Source organism: Actinomyces sp. 565, assembly GCF_010365615.1.
In the GTDB taxonomy this organism is placed as follows: Bacteria; Actinomycetota; Actinomycetes; order Actinomycetales; family Actinomycetaceae; genus Actinomyces.
Genome location: NZ_PIZD01000053.1, coordinates 4056 through 20094 on the forward strand (window position 1 = coordinate 4056; position 16039 = coordinate 20094).

At 69.5% G+C, this 16039-nt stretch carries 11 protein-coding genes; 4 read left to right on the forward strand and 7 right to left on the reverse strand.

Annotated features, from left to right (window positions below):
- Positions 1 to 83: 83 nt before the first annotated feature.
- From trxA to GZ997_RS08540, 5 genes are all read right to left on the reverse strand, one after another.
- Complete coding sequence (gene trxA / locus GZ997_RS08520; protein ID WP_162679587.1) at positions 84 to 410, reverse strand: thioredoxin; 327 nt, start codon at positions 408 to 410, stop codon at positions 84 to 86.
- A 125-nt stretch (positions 411 to 535) separates the two neighbouring features.
- Positions 536 to 1462 carry a thioredoxin-disulfide reductase gene (trxB, locus tag GZ997_RS08525; RefSeq protein WP_162679588.1) on the reverse strand — a complete coding sequence of 309 codons (927 nt, stop codon included), beginning with the start codon at positions 1460 to 1462 and terminating at the stop codon, positions 536 to 538.
- Between the two features lie 104 nt (positions 1463 to 1566).
- Positions 1567 to 5406, reverse strand: a complete 3840-nt coding sequence (locus GZ997_RS08530) for a murein biosynthesis integral membrane protein MurJ (RefSeq protein WP_162679589.1) — start codon at positions 5404 to 5406, stop codon at positions 1567 to 1569.
- Positions 5403 to 7922 carry a DUF6049 family protein gene (locus GZ997_RS08535; RefSeq protein WP_343212309.1) on the reverse strand — a complete coding sequence of 840 codons (2520 nt, stop codon included), beginning with the start codon at positions 7920 to 7922 and terminating at the stop codon, positions 5403 to 5405. Before GZ997_RS08535 ends, GZ997_RS08530 begins: the two co-directional genes overlap by 4 nt.
- Positions 7919 to 8428 carry an NUDIX hydrolase gene (locus tag GZ997_RS08540; protein WP_162679591.1) on the reverse strand — a complete coding sequence of 170 codons (510 nt, stop codon included), beginning with the start codon at positions 8426 to 8428 and terminating at the stop codon, positions 7919 to 7921. The genes GZ997_RS08535 and GZ997_RS08540 overlap by 4 nt, the downstream gene beginning before the upstream one ends.
- Positions 8429 to 8494: 66 nt before the next feature.
- On the opposite strand from GZ997_RS08540, the gene GZ997_RS08545 reads away from it, so the two are divergent.
- Positions 8495 to 10015, forward strand: coding sequence for a CCA tRNA nucleotidyltransferase (locus GZ997_RS08545; RefSeq protein ID WP_162679592.1), 1521 nt, complete (start codon positions 8495 to 8497; stop codon positions 10013 to 10015).
- A 637-nt stretch (positions 10016 to 10652) separates the two neighbouring features.
- A complete protein-coding gene (locus GZ997_RS08550; RefSeq protein WP_162679593.1) occupies positions 10653 to 11648 on the forward strand; it encodes a hypothetical protein in 996 nt (331 codons plus the stop codon).
- Positions 11649 to 12349: 701 nt separating this feature from the next.
- Here GZ997_RS08550 and GZ997_RS08555 read toward each other — a convergent pair.
- Together GZ997_RS08555 and GZ997_RS08560 are read right to left on the reverse strand one after the other, a co-directional pair.
- Positions 12350 to 13786 (reverse strand): ATP-binding protein, encoded by a 1437-nt coding sequence (locus GZ997_RS08555; RefSeq protein WP_162679594.1) that lies wholly within the window; start codon positions 13784 to 13786, stop codon positions 12350 to 12352.
- Between the two features lie 40 nt (positions 13787 to 13826).
- A complete protein-coding gene (locus GZ997_RS08560) occupies positions 13827 to 14171 on the reverse strand; it encodes a hypothetical protein (protein ID WP_162679595.1) in 345 nt (114 codons plus the stop codon).
- Positions 14172 to 14510: 339 nt separating this feature from the next.
- Between GZ997_RS08560 and GZ997_RS08565 the strand changes: the two genes are divergently transcribed.
- Together GZ997_RS08565 and GZ997_RS08570 are read left to right on the forward strand one after the other, a co-directional pair.
- Positions 14511 to 15158: a hypothetical protein gene (locus GZ997_RS08565; RefSeq protein WP_162679596.1), complete on the forward strand. Its 648-nt coding sequence runs from the start codon at positions 14511 to 14513 to the stop codon at positions 15156 to 15158.
- Between the two features lie 212 nt (positions 15159 to 15370).
- On the forward strand, positions 15371 to 16039 hold a 669-nt coding region (locus tag GZ997_RS08570), incomplete at its 3' end, for a restriction endonuclease (protein ID WP_343212310.1).

Sequence of the window (16039 nt, forward strand, 5' to 3'; positions counted from 1 at the left end):
TTGTGCCGATCTGCGACATTCTTGCGGGGGCGGCGCCCCAGAAGCAGTCAAAAGGGCACGGCGCGCAGGGCCGACCACCCCGGTCAGGCGATGACCTTGTCCAGCTGCGCCTTGAAGGAGGCCTTCGGGCGGGAGCCGGCGAACTGGTGGACCACCTCGCCGCCCGAGACGACGGCGAAGGTCGGGATGGAGCGCACGCCGAAGGACCGGGTGGTGGCCGGGTTGGCGTCCACGTCCAGCTTGACGAACTTCGCCCGCTCACCCAGCTCGGCGGCGACCTCGTCCACAACTGGGGCCATCTGGCGGCACGGACCGCACCACTCGGCCCAGAAGTCGACTACGACCGGAACGTCGGACTGCATGACCTCGGCCTCAAAGGTGGCGTCGGTGACGGGAAGGGCATTGGACATGGGTACTCCTTTAGGGACTAGATATGGATATGTCGGAAAACGTGAATGAACGACGCGGCCCGGTACGCCTACGCGGTCGACTCCGGTATGCGGCCGGAAGTGCCGCTTGACTTGCGGGTGCGCCCTCAGGCGTCCAGCTCGGCCAGGTAGGCCTCCGCGTCCAGGGCCGCCCGGCAGCCCGAGCCGGCTGCGGTCACTGCCTGCTGGTACTGCGGGTCGGCCACGTCGCCGCAGGCGAACACACCGGGGATGTTGGTGCGCTGAGAGGGCGAGTCAACCTTGATGTAGCCGGCCTCGTCCAGCTCCAGCACGTCGCTGACCAGCTCCGAGCGCGGAATCTGCCCGATGGCTACGAACAGCCCAGCGGCCGGAATCTCACGGCGCTCGCCGGTGACGGTGTCCTCCAGGGTCACCGACTCCAGGGCGGCGGCGCCATTGAGCCCCACCACCCGGGAGTTCCAGGCGAAGTCGATCTTCGGGTCGTCCTGCGCCCGCTTGGCCATGACCGCGCTGGCACGCAGCTGGTCGCGCCGGTGCACCACCGTGACCTGGGAGCCGAAGCGGGACAGGAAGGTGGCCTCCTCCATGGCGGAGTCACCGCCGCCGACGACGACGATCGGCTTGTCCTTGAAGAAGAAGCCATCGCAGGTGGCGCAGTAGGACACACCGTGGCCGGACAGCCGGTCCTCCCCATCGAGCCCGAGCTTGCGGTACTCCGAGCCCGTGGACAGGATCACGGCGCGCGCCTCGTATACGGCGTCGTCAGTGGTGATGCGCTTGATCTCACCGGTCAGGTCCAGAGCGGTGACATCCTCGAAGCGGACGTCGGCGCCGAAGCGCTCGGCCTGCTCCTGCATCTGCGTCATCAGGTCGGGACCCATGATGCCCTCGCCGAAGCCGGGGTAGTTCTCCACCTCGGTGGTGTTCATCAAGGCACCGCCGGCGGTGACGGAGCCCGCCAGCACGATCGGGTGAAGCTGGGCGCGAGCGGCGTAGATCGCCGCGGTGTAGCCCCCGGGGCCGGAGCCGACAATGACGACGTCGTGAACCATGACTCTCCTGATTCGCATCTTCCCGGCGGGCCTGCACCTGCCGGTACCAAGTGGGTACGTCCCCCTGAACCGGGGCGGAGGGCGCTTTGTTCCAGTGGAGCGACCTATTTGAAAGTGATCTCCGAGATGGTGAGCTTATATTGGCCGTCGGCTGCGGTCGGTAGATCCGTCACCCACAGCACGATCGACTCGGTGGTGGCGGCATCGAAGTCGAATGAGGTTGTGCCCTCACTGAAGGCACCCTCGGCCAGCAGCGTCCCACCGGTCGGATCATCCGCGCTGGTGGCGCGCACCTGCACGTTCCCGCCGACACCCGTGCCGTGAATATCGACACCGGAGACCTGCGCCTCCTTCTCCAGGACCACCGCCATGCCTATGCCCTGCTTCCAGGCGAGCGAGGCATCGTAGTAGAAGCGTGAGGACCAGGCCTGGTCGGTGGAGCCGTCAATGACCAGGGCCGCGTTCTCCGGGTGCTCATTGTTGTCCCCGAAGGGATCGAGTGCCTGGGCGGAGACCGGCGTGGCCGACGCCTTCGGCTCGGGCTCCTCGGCCTCCTCCTGCTGCTCCGGCGCGGCAGTGGCGGGCGCCGAGGCGGTGGGCACCGTCTTGGCGGCAGGGATGTCATCATCCTGAAACTTCACGTTGGCCAGCCCCAGCAGGTTGTGGACGGCGAAGAACACTCCGATCACAACCGCCACAAGCACTGCGACCAGTACGCCAGTGGTGGTCCGGTTCACCGCGCGCTCCTGCGCCTCGGCATCGTCGTAGCCGCCCTGGTCCTGGGCCGAGGTCACGTCCTCCTGCAGGGAGGGGCCGGGCGTGAACGGCTGGGCGGGTGCGCCCGGCCCGGCCGAGCCGGCCGTTCCGGCGGCTGACCCCACACCGGCCGCTCCCGCTGCTGAATCGGCGGCATCTACCGGGGCGGGCGCAACGGCGGAGCCGCCGCTGGCCTGCGTGACCGGCGCAGCTGCCGTTGCGGCCACAGACTCCGACGGGTCCACGGTGTGCGCCGCATCCGCCGCCCGCGCCGTGGAGCGACGCCGCAGCCGGGCCAGGACGCCGCCTGCCATGCCGCCCAGCGCGGCGGTGGCGGCACCGCCCAAGGCCGAACCGGGCTCCGCGGGCGGCTGCGGGGCCGCCCCGGGCGTAGTGGTCGTCGGGTGCACCAGTCCAGCCAGCACGCCGGTATCCCAGGGCGCCAGCACGCGTGCGATCTCCGCGGCGGAGGTCGGCGCCTGAGTGGTGCCCGCCCAGGTGCGGGCAACCAGCGCGTCCAGGGCGGCATCGACGTCGTCGGGAGTGCGGGCGAGCTGCGACGGAGGCACCGGCGCCCCGCCAACCATGGGGGCCGTGGGCAGGCCGGCGAGCTTGCCCGGCCAGCGTCCCGTCAGCCCGAAGTAGAGCAGCTCCACCAGGGCGCGTGCGTCGGTGCGGTCCGCCGCCAGCGGGTCCGCGGCGATGCTGGTATCCAGCCCCAGCGCAGCCGCCTCCACACCGACGCCGGACACCTGCACGGTGCCGTCCGGGCGTACGCGCAAGGACTCCGGCGTCAGGTTCAGGTGGTGCAGCCCGCGGCGCGAGCAGGCGTCCAGGGCCTGCGCGGCCTCACCGACGATCGCCCGCACCTGGGCGGCGTCCAGCCCCGCGCCGACCAGGGCGGCGAAGGTCCGGCCCGTCATCGGCTCGGTGACGATGAACGACGGCGTGGACGCCTCCACGTCGTAAACGCGCTGGATGCGGGCGTCATCCACCAGGACGGCGCGGGTGGCCGCCTCCAGCACCTCGCGGCGGTGCGGAGTGGCATCGGTCAGTAGCAGGACGGTGACCGGACGGTCCAGAATCGTGTCGCGGCCCAGGTGCCGCACGATGCGGGGCAGCGTCGCCGGCATGGTGGACAGCAGTTCATACCGGCCGGAGCCGATCGGCGTGGCGTCCGCCATAAGGCCACCTCCCACTGCTGGTAGCGCCTGCGTGTTGAAGGCGAGTCTAGCCGGATCGGCGGGCCAGACGGCGGCCGGGGCGAAACCGATATTCGCGGGCGGCGGGGGCGGGGCGGAGGTCTGGCGGGCTCCCTGCGGGAGTGCAGGGGCAGCAGGGGGGAAGGATGGAGGCAGCGCGGGCTCGGGCTCGGCAACCGTGGAGGGTGCCGGCCCGGGGGCCGACGGCGTCGGAGCCAGGGCGCGGCCCGCACGCACCACCGCCGTGCCCGCGGGCCCGGGCAGGAGCCGACCGCACTTGACGACGATGCGTGAGAGCGGACTGAAGAACACGTCCAGCTCCTGCACCCGCAACAGCTTCGCGCCGGCCAGGTAGACCACCGTCATCACCGTTGCCGCCACCAGTACGGTAACCAGCGCGTCGACCGGCCGCGTGCCGGTCAGGGAGCCGTCAGCGGGACCCAGCAGGCGGCGCACGCCCAGTCCCACCAGCACCGCGGGCAGGGCAGCAAGGATCAGCCGCGCATAGGTTCCCAGCACCCGGGGCCCGTCCAGGTCCGGCAGATGCCGGCGCATCAGCGGCACCAGAATCAGGAAGCCGGCCACCTGGCAGGTGGCCGAGGCCACCGCCGCCCACACCATCCAGTGGTTGGCCGGCGCCAGCAGGTAGGCGCCCAGGCAGACCAGTATCGGGATGACGCCCACCACCGTGTCGGCGATCAGCAGCCGCTTGGTGTCGGCGTAGGCGAGCATGACCCGCTGCATGGTGAACCAGACGCCCTGCCCCACAATGCCGATCGCCAGCACCGTCAGGATCGGGGCGGAGGCATTGGCCTGCTCCAGGGACAGGGAGGGGACGAAGACTTGCAGCGCCGGGGCGGCCAAAGTGGCAATACCGGCGGCGAACAGTACCGTGAACACCGCGATGGAGCGCAGTCCCAGCGACAGGTCGTCGCGCACTCCCTCACGGTCCCCGGCCGCCGCCTTCTCACTCATGCGAGTGAACAGGGCGGTGATGATCGAGGTGGTGATCAGTGACTGCGGCAGCATGTACACCAGCTGGGCGTTGGCGTACATCGTCGTAGACGGGACGATCACATCCGCGTAGGCGGCGGACTCGGCGGCCGTAACCGCCCGCGAACCCAGGTTCGTGGCCGCCAGGTCACCCAGTGACACGATCGCGGTGCCCAGCAGCGCCCACAGTGCCACCTTGGACATGCTGCCCAGCCCCATGCCGCGCACCCCGAAGATGATCTTGGGGCGGAAGCCCGAGCGGACCAGCGGGATATACAGGATCAGCGCCTGGGCGGCGATACCGAGCGTCGTCGTCGCCCCGATCAGGGCGATGCGGCCCGCGTCCCAGATGCCCGGGTCTTGACCGGTGGTGTAACCGCCGTAAATATGCAGGTACGCCAGGATTGAGGCGATGGAGATGATGTTGTTCAGCACCGGCGACCACATGTACGGGCCGAAGCTGGAGCGTGCGTTGAGCACCTGCCCCCACAGGGCGTACAGGCCGTAGAAGAAGATCTGCGGCATACACCAGAACGCGAAGGCGAAGGCCAGCGGCTGCCAGCGACCCAGGCCCGAGGCGTAAAGCATGATCACCAGCGGCGCGGCCACGGTCAGCAAGGCGGCCACGCCCGCGATCACCAGGGACGCCGCCGTCAGCAGCCGGTTAACCAGCTCCTCCCCGTTGCGCTGCCGCAGGGCCCGCACGATCTGCGGCACCAGGATCGCGTTCAGGATGCCGCCGATCAGCAGGTTGTACAGCTGCGTGGGCACCGTGTTGGCGGTGTTGAAGGCGTCCGCGGCCCCGGAGGCGGTGGCGCCCAGCGCGGAGATCAGCAGTGCGTTGCGCACCAGCCCCAGAATGCGGGAGGTCAGCGTGCCCGCCGCCATAACCGCGCTGGAGCGGGCAATCGACGGCGTCGGCCGCTGCGGGCCGTCCTGACGTCCCTGCGCGTCCGGGCTCGGGTTCTGGGGCTCGGCCCCGTCCTGCTTCATTTACGCTCCCTGGGTGTGGCGGTGCGGCGTCCCCGGCGCACGGTCCGGACAATGCCGGCAACCAGAAGGACCACCAGCGCCGCGCTGAGGATGCGGGTGCCCACATTCTCCCAGTCGGCCCGCACCCGCAGGTGGACCGTGGAGGGCGTGCCGACGCTTGCGCCGTCGTCGGAACGCAGCTGAATGGTCAGATCGACGTCGCCGGAACCGACCGCGGTGACCGGCACGCTCGCCGTCGCCTGCCCGCGGGCCGGCACCGTGACCGTGACGTCCTTGGCGATCTGCAGGCGCGTGGAACTGGACTCCAGGTGGACCGTGACCGTCACGTCCTGATCCAGGGAGGAGACGATCCGCACCGGCAGGTCAGCGGCCGAGGCGATGAGGTTGATGGTGCTCGACGGCGCCGCCGCCAGGGCCTGAGTGACCGCCTCACCGTGGGCGCGCGCCTGGCTGATCATGGTGGTGCAGGCGGCCTCGTCGGCCCTCCAGGTGGCCGATCCGGCCAGGGCGACCACATCCGAGGACATGCCCAGGGCGCGGTCCGGGTCACTCAGGATGGACGCAACCGACTCCAGGCGGGTGGCAGCCTCCCGGGCCGCCGCCAGGGTCATCGCGGTCACCTCGCCCTCCCCGCTGGCGGAGTCGGGCAGCGGCATGCGCACCGCCTCCTCGCCGTTGGTAGCCGAGTCGGCGGCAGACGCCACCAGGGCCGGAAGGTCCTGCGCCTCGGTCCAGGCGGAACCGGTAAGGGCGGCCAGGCGCTCGCGGAGCACCTCCGGCGCGGTGCCCGCGGCATCCGCGCGGGACACGGCCACGACGATGTCGCGGCTGAGAGCCGGCGCTTGGCGGGTCAGGATGGCGGCCTGGCCGCGCAGGAGCTGGACGGCGTCGAGCACGGAAAGCTCCGCATCTCCCTGGCCGGTGAGCAGGCGGCCCCCGGCCGCGGCGGACAGGCCCTCCTCCGGTATGAGCACAGTGCGGCCATCAAGCGTCATGGTGCCCGAGGGCGTGTAGGTCAGGTCCTCGGCGACTTCCGCGTCACCGGGCTCGGCCACCACGGTGGTTACGGAGTCGGGCAGGGACGCCAGCGTGGTGGCGTCCAGGGCGCCGGCCGACCAGACCGCATCAGTGCCGGCGCCGGCCTGTGCCGCCGCGGAGTCCGCGGCTCGGTCCAAGGCGGACTCGATCAGCTCGGTCTCACCCAGGTGTGCCAGGCCGGACAAGTCGGCATCGGCCCAGGGCAGGACCACCACGTCGCCGGCCTGCAGGGCGGCAGCGAGAGCATTGCGCAGGCGGTCGGCATCGGTCGCCGCGGGCGCGGTCTCCGCTGCGGCGCTCGCGGCGCCGGCGGAGGGTGTCGCACCGGGTGAGGCGGTTGCGTTTGCCGGAATGGAATCCAGGCCCAGTGCTGCGAGCAGGGCCGGGTCCACCGCCAGGACCACGCCGTCGTCGGCCAGGCCCAGCAGCCCCAGTACGCGCTCGCGCAGGGCGGTCAGTGGCTGGCCGGCCTGTGGCTGCGCACCCCCGGTGCCGGCAGCGTCCGCACTGGCGGAGTCTGTGGCCGTGGCGTTTGGGGAGGCAGCGGTGGCTTCACGATCGGGGACGGATGCGGGTGGAGCGGTGGGGCCGGGGGCGGCGTCGGCCGCGTCAGGGGTGCCGGAGTCCGTGGCCGGTGCGCCCGCCTGGTCGGCGGCGCCCCCGGAGGGGCCCGCAGTCGCGCTCGGGGAGGGCGACTGCGCGGCGGGCGGCTCCTCCTGCGTGCCGCGGGTGGCGGCGGTCAGCGCCAGCAGTTCCTCCGGCGAGGCCGTCACCGGCACGAATACCGTCACCCGGGTGGGACTGACGCGCACGCCCGGATCCCACAGCAGGATGGTGCGATCCTCGGTGACAGTCGTATACCCCTGAATCAGCGCCACCTGCACGCCCCGCGGACCCCACTGGTCGGTATCCTCCAGCGGAAGGTCGTCAGCGCGCACCGTCACCCGGAAGGACTGCGCCGTCCCCGGGGCGACGTCCGCCGCCAGGGCCTGCTGGGCGACAGTGACCAGCGGAGTGTCCTGCTCATCGCCCAGCCAGGAGGCCAGCCCCGCCGTCGTCACCTCGGTGCGCGACTGCATCTGCACCACCAGGGCGACGTCACTGATCGGTTGATCGGTGCCATTATTGATCGTGCCGCTGACGGTGATGTCCTCGCCCGTTCCCACGACCTCCGGAGCCAGACCCGTGACAGACAGGACGACGCGCCCGGAGACGGCGTCCTGGGCGGAGTCGGTGACATCGGAGCGGGCCGCGCCAAGTGAGGCGGCGGGCAGCGCCCCCTGGCCCATGCTGATCCCGGCGCCGGGGCCGCCCACCGACACCTCCTCCCCGCCCGCGACCGGGGCCGCGTGAGCCGCAGACAGGGCGGGCGCGCCCACCATCACAAGCGCGGCCAGCAGGACGGACACCAGTGCCGTCAAGACCCACCGGGGGGCGTGCCGGCGCGGCGGGTGGCTGACAGACCCGGCGGACCTCACCCCTCACCCACCAGGATCTCCCTGGCGGCCGCAACGATCCGGCGCTCATTGGGGTAGGCCAGGCGGCGGGCGACGTCATCCAGGGTCACCCATTCGACTTCCTCCGCCTCATGGTCGGGATCGTTCTCGGTGGTGAGATCGCCGCACAGCGCCTCCAGCAGGAAGTGGTGGACGACCTTGTGCACGCGGTGGTCCTCACCGGCGAACCAGTAGTCAACGGTGGCCAGGTGACGCAGTACCCGGCCGGTGATGCCGGTCTCCTCCGCGATCTCCCGCACGGCCGCCTCCTCGGCGGTCTCCGCGCCCTCCAGGTGTCCCTTAGGCAGGCACCACTCCAGGCGTCCTCCCCGGTTACGGCGCGCAATCACGGCCGTGACGGCCTTCCCGTCCTGCACGTCGATGATCAGCCCGCCGGCGCTCGTCTCATCGACCACGGGCAGCGAGCGCGCGGTCGTGCGCCGCGGCCGGTTGCCGGCGCGGGGCATACGTGAGCGGTGGGAGGACATAGGGACACTCTAGGCGGTCTGCCCGCCGATCGGCTTGCTTGCGTTCCGCGTGGCAGGCTTAGGCCGATGACCGACCGCCCGACCGCCCCCGCCACCACGCCCGCCTCCCGTACGGAGCGCCGCACCGCCGTCGTCCCCGACGAGCGCCCCGACGCCGACGGCCTTACCCCCACCGCCCGCCGGGCCCTGCGCGCCCTGCCGGACTCGCTGCACGAGCTGGGTCGGCGCTTCGCCGACGCCGGACATGAACTCGCACTGGTCGGTGGGCCGGTGCGTGACGCCTTCCTCGGCGTCGTTCCGCATGACCTGGACTGCGCCACCTCTGCCCGCCCCGAGCAGACCGAAGCGATCATGAAGGCCTGGGGCGACGCCTGCTGGGACGTCGGCAAGGCCTTCGGCACCATCGGGGCCCGCAAGGGTGATGAGGTCGTGGAGGTCACCACCTACCGCACCGAGGAGTACGAGACCGGCTCCCGCAAGCCCGCCGTCGCCTACGGCGACAGCCTTGTGGGTGACCTCACCCGCCGCGACTTCACCGTCAACGCCATGGCGCTGCGGCTGCCGGAGCTGGAACTGGTTGACCCCCACGGCGGCCTTGAGGACCTGCGGGCGGGCGTGCTGCGCACCCCGGTAGCCGCCGAGCAGTCCTTCGATGACGACCCGCTGCGGATCATGCGGGCCGCACGCTTTGCCGCCCAACTGGGATTCGACGTCGAGCCCGACGTGCTGGCCGCCATGACCGATATGGCGCCACGGCTGGAGATCGTCTCCGCCGAGCGGGTGCGCGCCGAGCTGGAGCGGCTGCTGCTGGCGCCCTGGCCGCGCCGCGGGCTGGAGCTCATGGTGCACACCGGGGTGGCCGACGTGGTGCTGCCCGAGCTGGCCGCCCTGCAGGAGACCGTCGATGAGCACAAGCGCCACAAGGACGTCTACGAGCACACGCTGACCGTGCTCGATCAGGCCATCGACCTGGAGACCGGCCCAGACGGGCCCGTCCCCGGCCCTGACCTCACGCTGCGGCTGGCGGCGATCTTCCACGACATCGGCAAGCCCGCCACCCGCCGCTTCCTGCGTGATGGCACCGTCACCTTCCACGGGCACGACCACGTCGGCGCCCGCATGACGGCCAAGCGCATGCGGAAACTGCGCTTCGACAAGCAGACCATCAAGGACGTCTCCCGGCTGGTGGAGCTGCACCTGCGCTTCCACGGCTACGCCGACGCCGCCTGGTCCGACTCCGCGGTGCGCCGGTACGTGGCCGACGCCGGGCCGCTGCTGGAGCGGCTGCACCGGCTGACCCGCGCGGACGTGACCACCCGGAACAAGCGCAAGGCCCACATGCTGGACGCGGCCTACGACGACCTGGAGGCCCGCATCGCGCAGCTGCGCGCGGAGGAGGAGCTGGCCGCCATCCGCCCGGACCTGGACGGCAAGCAGATCATGGCAGAGCTCGGCGTCGGGCCCGGGCCGGTGGTTGGCGAGGCCTACCGCTTCCTCATGGACCTGCGCATGGAGAAGGGACCCCTGGGCGAGGACCTGGCGCGCGAGGCACTGCACTCCTGGTGGGCGGCGCGCGGCGGGAAGTAGGCGGCTTGCGGCGTCGGTGGTGTGCGGCCTGCGGCGGGAGGCGGCTTGCGGCGTTGGCGGTGTGCGGCGAGTGGCGTGTGGCGGTGTGCGGCGTCGGTGGTGTGTGGCGGCTTGCGGCGTTGGCGGTGTGCGGCGTCGGTGGTGTGTGGCGGCTTGCGGCGTTGGCGGTGTGCGGCGTGTAGCGGGAAGTCGGCGTTGGCCGGGGCGGGCGTTGTCGGCAGTGGCGATCGTGCCCGCAGCGCCGTCTGCTACGCCCCTTTCCCGTTAACAACGCTACTTAACGGCCTGCTGAAGGGCTGGGAGGTATACAGCAGGCCGTTAACTGGCGTTGTTAACCCCGAACCGGCGTAGCAAACGCCCTCGCGGCTGCGCCGTGCCGGGCCGGTTGGGGCGTGCGGGGACGTGTCGAGGGCTGGGCGGCGCGCGGCGCCCGCAACTGGGCGACTTTCGGTGGAGTGCGTGGCGCTCGACCGGGCCATCACCGGCCCGCCACCGCCACCGACCTCTCACCGGCGTCCACAGGCAACGTTCGCGGCACCCCTGTCCACAGAGCTCGTGGGGCGCGGTGGCACCGCCGTCGGACTGAGGCAATCCTGCTGGCATGCAGCACTACCCGACGCCGCCGGAGCGTCCCCGGATGCAATTCACTGCCGACCGCTCCGACGGGGACCTGGCCGGTCGGCGGGATCTAATACGGGTGGCGCGCGGCGGCTACATGACCGTTCCCGGCAGCGACACACCGACCTGGCGCCTGAAGCAGCTCGTCACGCTGGCGCGCTGCGAGGCGGCGCTGCGAGTGTCGCCGTCGGCAATCGCCCTGACCCACGAAGCCGCAGCGGTGGTGCTGGGCCTGCCCATTCTGGAGTCGGAGCCGAACGTCCGCCTGGCTGTGCCCGGGAACCGGTCGCGTAGCACCCTTGTTCTCCCGACGGTCATGTATGGGCCTCCGGAGGGTCGACGTCGTGGTCGGTCGGTGAAGCTGTTGCGTTCGACGACCGCGCCACTGCCGGAGGAGGTCATCAATGTGGGCGGGCTGCGGGTGACCACGCCGCTGCGCACAGCCATGGACTGTGCCTTCGACCTGCCGGTGCGCGAGTCACTGCCTGTGGTGGATGCCGCCCTGCGGGTGGTGTGCAGACCCGATCGGTTCAACCGGCGCTGCTACGGCGAGATGGAGGTCGATGCGGCGCGCGAGCGGCTGATGCGCATGGTGGAGGGCCAGGGCCAGCGCCACGGAAAGCGCCGCGCCAGGGTGGCGGTGGAGCGGGCGGATCCTTTCGCGGAGTCGCCGGGTGAGAGCGTGTTGCGCTGGGCGGTAGATGTGGCCGGGGTGCCGGAACCGGTGACACAGCGGCGCTGGATCGGCGACGATGCGCGCGAGTACTTCCTCGACGTCGCCGTGGACAGCGCCATGGTTGACCTGGAGTTCGACGGCTACGGCAAGCTGGCGACGTCGGCGGACGTGCGCGCGGAGAAACAGCGCGAGATGGTGCTGCGCCGCGGTGGGTGGACGGTGCATCGCTTCGAGTGGCGGGAGCTGGCCGATCCCGAGCGGCTAGTGCGGCGGGTAGAGAGCCTGTTTCCGCCGGAGAGCGCGCGCGGGGTGCGACGGCGTCGTGACCTGTGGCTGTAGGGGTGCGGATCGGTGGTGATGTCCCGCATCAGCCTAAGGGGCGAGCCGCAGGCGCCGGGTGTATGCGGTCCGGTTCCCTGCGCCATCCCCTGGTCGTGTCGTGAAGGGGCGGCGCTCTCTTGGTGTATGCGGTCCGGTTCCCTGCCTCACCCCCCCTGGAGGAGGGCACAACCCCAGGCGGCGGCATGCGGTAGGCGGCGAGACGGGTGGCCTGTAGCGGGTGGCGGTTGCGGCGTCGGCGACGGTGTTAGCCCTGGGCCACTTGCTGGAGGATGCGCTCTTGTCGTCTGCTACGCCCCTTTCCCGTTAACAACGCTACTTAACGGCCTGCTGAAGGGCTGGGAGGTATACAGCAGGCCGTTAACTGGCGTTGTTAACCCCGAACCGGCGTAGCAAACGCCCTCGCGGCTGGGACGGGCCGGCCGGGCGGCGACGGGCCGGTGCCGGTGACCACCAGCTTGAGGACCGGCTCCCCGACCACGGAGGTGTCAATCTGCTGCACGGTGCGGCCAAGCTGGGCGTCGACGACGCGGGCAGGTAGTCATGACCCAATGAGTCCCGCGTGTCCATGCGGTAAGTGAGGCGGAAGGCGGAGGTTCGCGGACTGAATGGAGGCGGCTGGCTGGGTCGAACGGCGTTGATGCCGGACTTACCAGTCAACTTCACGCCCAACTTCACACCCTGTGAAGTTAAGCGTGACGTTACTGGCGTGCCAAGCGGTAGCGCTGCTTCGGGCTACGCGGAGGTTCGGTCGCCTCCACTGTCCCGTCGGCAATCAATCCCCTCAGGGCGTTCTGGATGGTGCTGCGGCTGAGGGTGAAGGTCTCGGCGAGTTCGGCGGCCGAGGCGCTCTCATGCTTGGTGAGGTAATCGGCGATACGGTCTCGAGCGGGTGCGTTCCGCTCCCTTGGCACGACGCGCCGGCGTCGGAGTGTGATGGTGAAGCTGGTGGCCGAGCTCTTGATTTCGGGCGGCGGCAGGAGGGCCTCGGCAAGGGCGTGCCGGATGACCGCGATTCCGGTACCGCGGTTTTCGGCCACGGCGCCACCATTGGGGAAGGTGGTGGATTCCAATAGGGTTGACAAGCGCTGGTTGCGGCTTGTGCTCACACCAGCTTGGCCCAAGGTCTCTACCGTGACGGCGCCGTATAGACCGCCCGGGTTCATGATCTCGAGCCGGTCGACGAACATGCTGACCTGTACCTGTGCGCCGCGCGCGGCCGGCGAGTAGTCCCGGTGCATGAGGGCGTTTACCACGGCCTCACGCACGGCGACTAGTGGGTAGTCGGGCAGATCCGTGCGGAAGGTATCCCCGATCAGGCCGGCCGTGCGCATATTGCGACGAACGGCGTCGACGGCGGACTCGACGAGTTCCGGAATCGGACCGGTCAGAGTGGCGCTGTCGAGCAGGCGCACGCCCTCGGTGACGCTGCCCCGGTCGGTACCGGGGAACACGGCGAAGGTGACGGTCAGTCTTGGGAAGAACTGCTGAGGGTACTCGCCGAGGGCCAGTAGCGCCGCGAGGGTGGGGCGCCCGTCCCGGGTTATGCGCAGGCGTTCACGGGCGGTGTCGTCGCCGTCGGCGAAAGTCTTGGGGCGGAGGGTCCGTTGACCATCAAGGAAGGCCCCCAGGGCGTCGTCGGCGAGGTCGTTGAGGGTGGCGTCGGGCACCACTTCCTCATCCCACCGCGGCTGAGTGTGCTCTTCCAGGAGCCTTTCAACCTCGTATTGGGTCATGCGATGGTCGCCGTCGCCCGATCTGGTGTAGGAGCCGCCGTATTGCCCCTGGTCAGTGACGTAACAGGGCTTGTGGCGCGGCTCGATCTCCGGGATCGTGGCGACTACGACAGGAGCCTTACCCAGTAAGACGATCTCAATGAGGGGACGGACTACCGGGGTCATCTGCTCGCAACGGGCAACGAGCTGGTTCCAGGTGCGGGCGGCGTCGAAGTGCGGGACGGGGGCGAAGTCCTGTGCCTCGTTGAGACCGATGAGGATGGTGCCTCCTGCGGAGTTGGAGAAGGCACTGAGGGTGGCACGAATGTCCTTGCCGACGCTCGACTTGACCTCGAGCACCTGCTGGTCGGTGCCGATGACCCGGAGCTGGTCGACGAGGGTGGAGAGTTGCTCAGAGTCCATGGCCTGCTGCGTCCTACCTTCTTCACACTTCGCAACTATCTTAACAGTGTGTGAAGTAAGTTGTGAAGTTAAGTGCGAAGTTGATTCGGGGCTGGGCGGTGCGCGGTGGCCCAGGGCGTTCTGTGTCAGGGTTGAGGGCGTTCGGCAGGGTTTCCATCGGGCCGGTGTCGGTGGTCACCGCCTTGAGCACCGGCTTCCCGACCACAGAGGTGTCAATCTGCTGCATGGTGCGGGCCAGTGAGCGGGCGCCCTTCTCGATCTGGGAGCTGCCCGATGTCACCTCGACCTCGGCCCACCGGCCGCCGGGGGAGGTAAGTGTGGCGTTAAGCGTCGTGGACGTGCTTCCGGCGAGGTGGTCGGCAGCAATGAAGGCGCCGAGGCTCACCCGCGCCCGTAGAGGTGCCGCGTTTGGACCACGTCATGGTGCGCTTGAGCATGCGCAGGAAGCGTCGGGGTGGGTGGTGTCGGCAACCAACCTGATCTACGAGCTGACAGGGACTCGCTCTTCTCGTCTGCAACGCTACTTCCCCGTTAACAACGCTACTTAACGGCCTGCTGAAGGGCTGGGAGGTATACATCAGGCCGTTAACTGGCGTTGTTAACCCCGAACCGGCGTAGTAGATGTCAGACCCCGAGTCGGCACGGGGCACGGCGATTCAGCGTATGGAGGGCGACGGCACTGGTGCCTACTATTCATGTCAGTCGGCATTTGTATGGTCTACGCATGTCAACGACGATCGACGTCTACTCCACAACAGATGTCTTCCCGCTGGTGCACCAGACTCGGGCGCGAACCGAGGAGCTGTTTCGTGAGCTCCTGGCCAGGCACGGCATCGACTCGACCCTTGACGTGACTGCCTGCTATCCGCGGGAGCGGGGCGAGGAACTGCGCATGGTCCCGCCCGACGTGCGCTGGACGCCGGGTTTGGAGATTGGATTCGGATACTGGCTCAACGGTGTCTGGGATAGCAACTCGTGGCCGGAGTGCCTTGTGCGCGATGATGACGACCTCATCAACGAAGACGATCCCGATGCCCTCGCCTACCCCTCGTTCATCGGACGCTGGGGCTTGCTTCCCGAGCTAGCCCACCGGCTCGCCCCGGAGACTCTTGACCTGATCGACGCACGTCGGCACTTCTGGAGCGAGTACCGCAACGCCGCTGGGCCGGCCGTTGCATCGACCGGTTATGGTCTGGCCGCGGCGGCGCTCGCGGAGGCCACCGACGGCGTTATCGCATCCTTCGATAGCGCCTTCGAATTAGAGCACAACGGTGAGACCGCAGAGGAGTTCCTCTCCTGGTGGGGCGACCATCAGATCAACTTCTATGGGAAGAAGCGGTTCCTCCGCTCCCATTGGGAGAATCAGTCTTGACCGCCTAGGCGATCAGGCGGTCGACGACGGCAGGATGGTCTCGGTTCCGAGTTCGGGATGACTGATGTCGGTGAGCCGAGTCATGCTCTGAATACGGTTGCGATGGGCCATGGTGCTTGCATCCACCCAACGTGTGCCCGTCGACGAGCGCAGCCCGAGTTTGTAGACCGGAACACGCCCGCTCGCTGCTCGCCACGCCTATGCTGCCCTGCGTGAGCCAGTCGCCCGAGAACCAGTCCCGCGTCGCAGCCCTCCTTGACGAGTTGTACTTCAATGCGCAGACGCAGCGGGGCAAGGGCACGAGCTTCGAACGCCTGGTCCGGCAGTTCCTCCTGACCGACCCCCGCTATGCCGAGCGCTTTGACGAGGTCTGGATGTGGAAGGACTGGCCGGGGCGCGGCGCCCGCCCGGACCGCGGCGTCGACCTGGTGGCCCGCGAGCGCGACACCGGTGACCTGTGCGCGGTGCAGTGCAAGTTCTATGACCCGCAGTCCCAGGTCACTAAGGGCGACGTCGACTCCTTCCTGGCTGAGTCGGGCACAGGCGAGTTCAGCTCGCGCCTGTTCGTGTCCACGACCGACAAGTGGAACTCCGCGGCCGCAGCCACGGTGGAGAACCAGGCCGTCCCGGTATCCCGTATCGGTTTGAGGGACTTGTTCAACTCCACCATTGACTGGGACAGGTTCAACCTCGCCACCCCCGAGGTAATGGAGCGCGCTGGCCGTAAGACGCTGCGCGAGCACCAGCGCCGCGCACTGGACGCGGTGACCCAGGGGCTCGCCACGGCCGACCGCGGTAAACTCATTATGGCCTGCGGCACCGGTAAGACCTTCACCTCGCTGCGCATTGCCGAGGCCATGGCTGGAAGCGGCGGGGGGGGG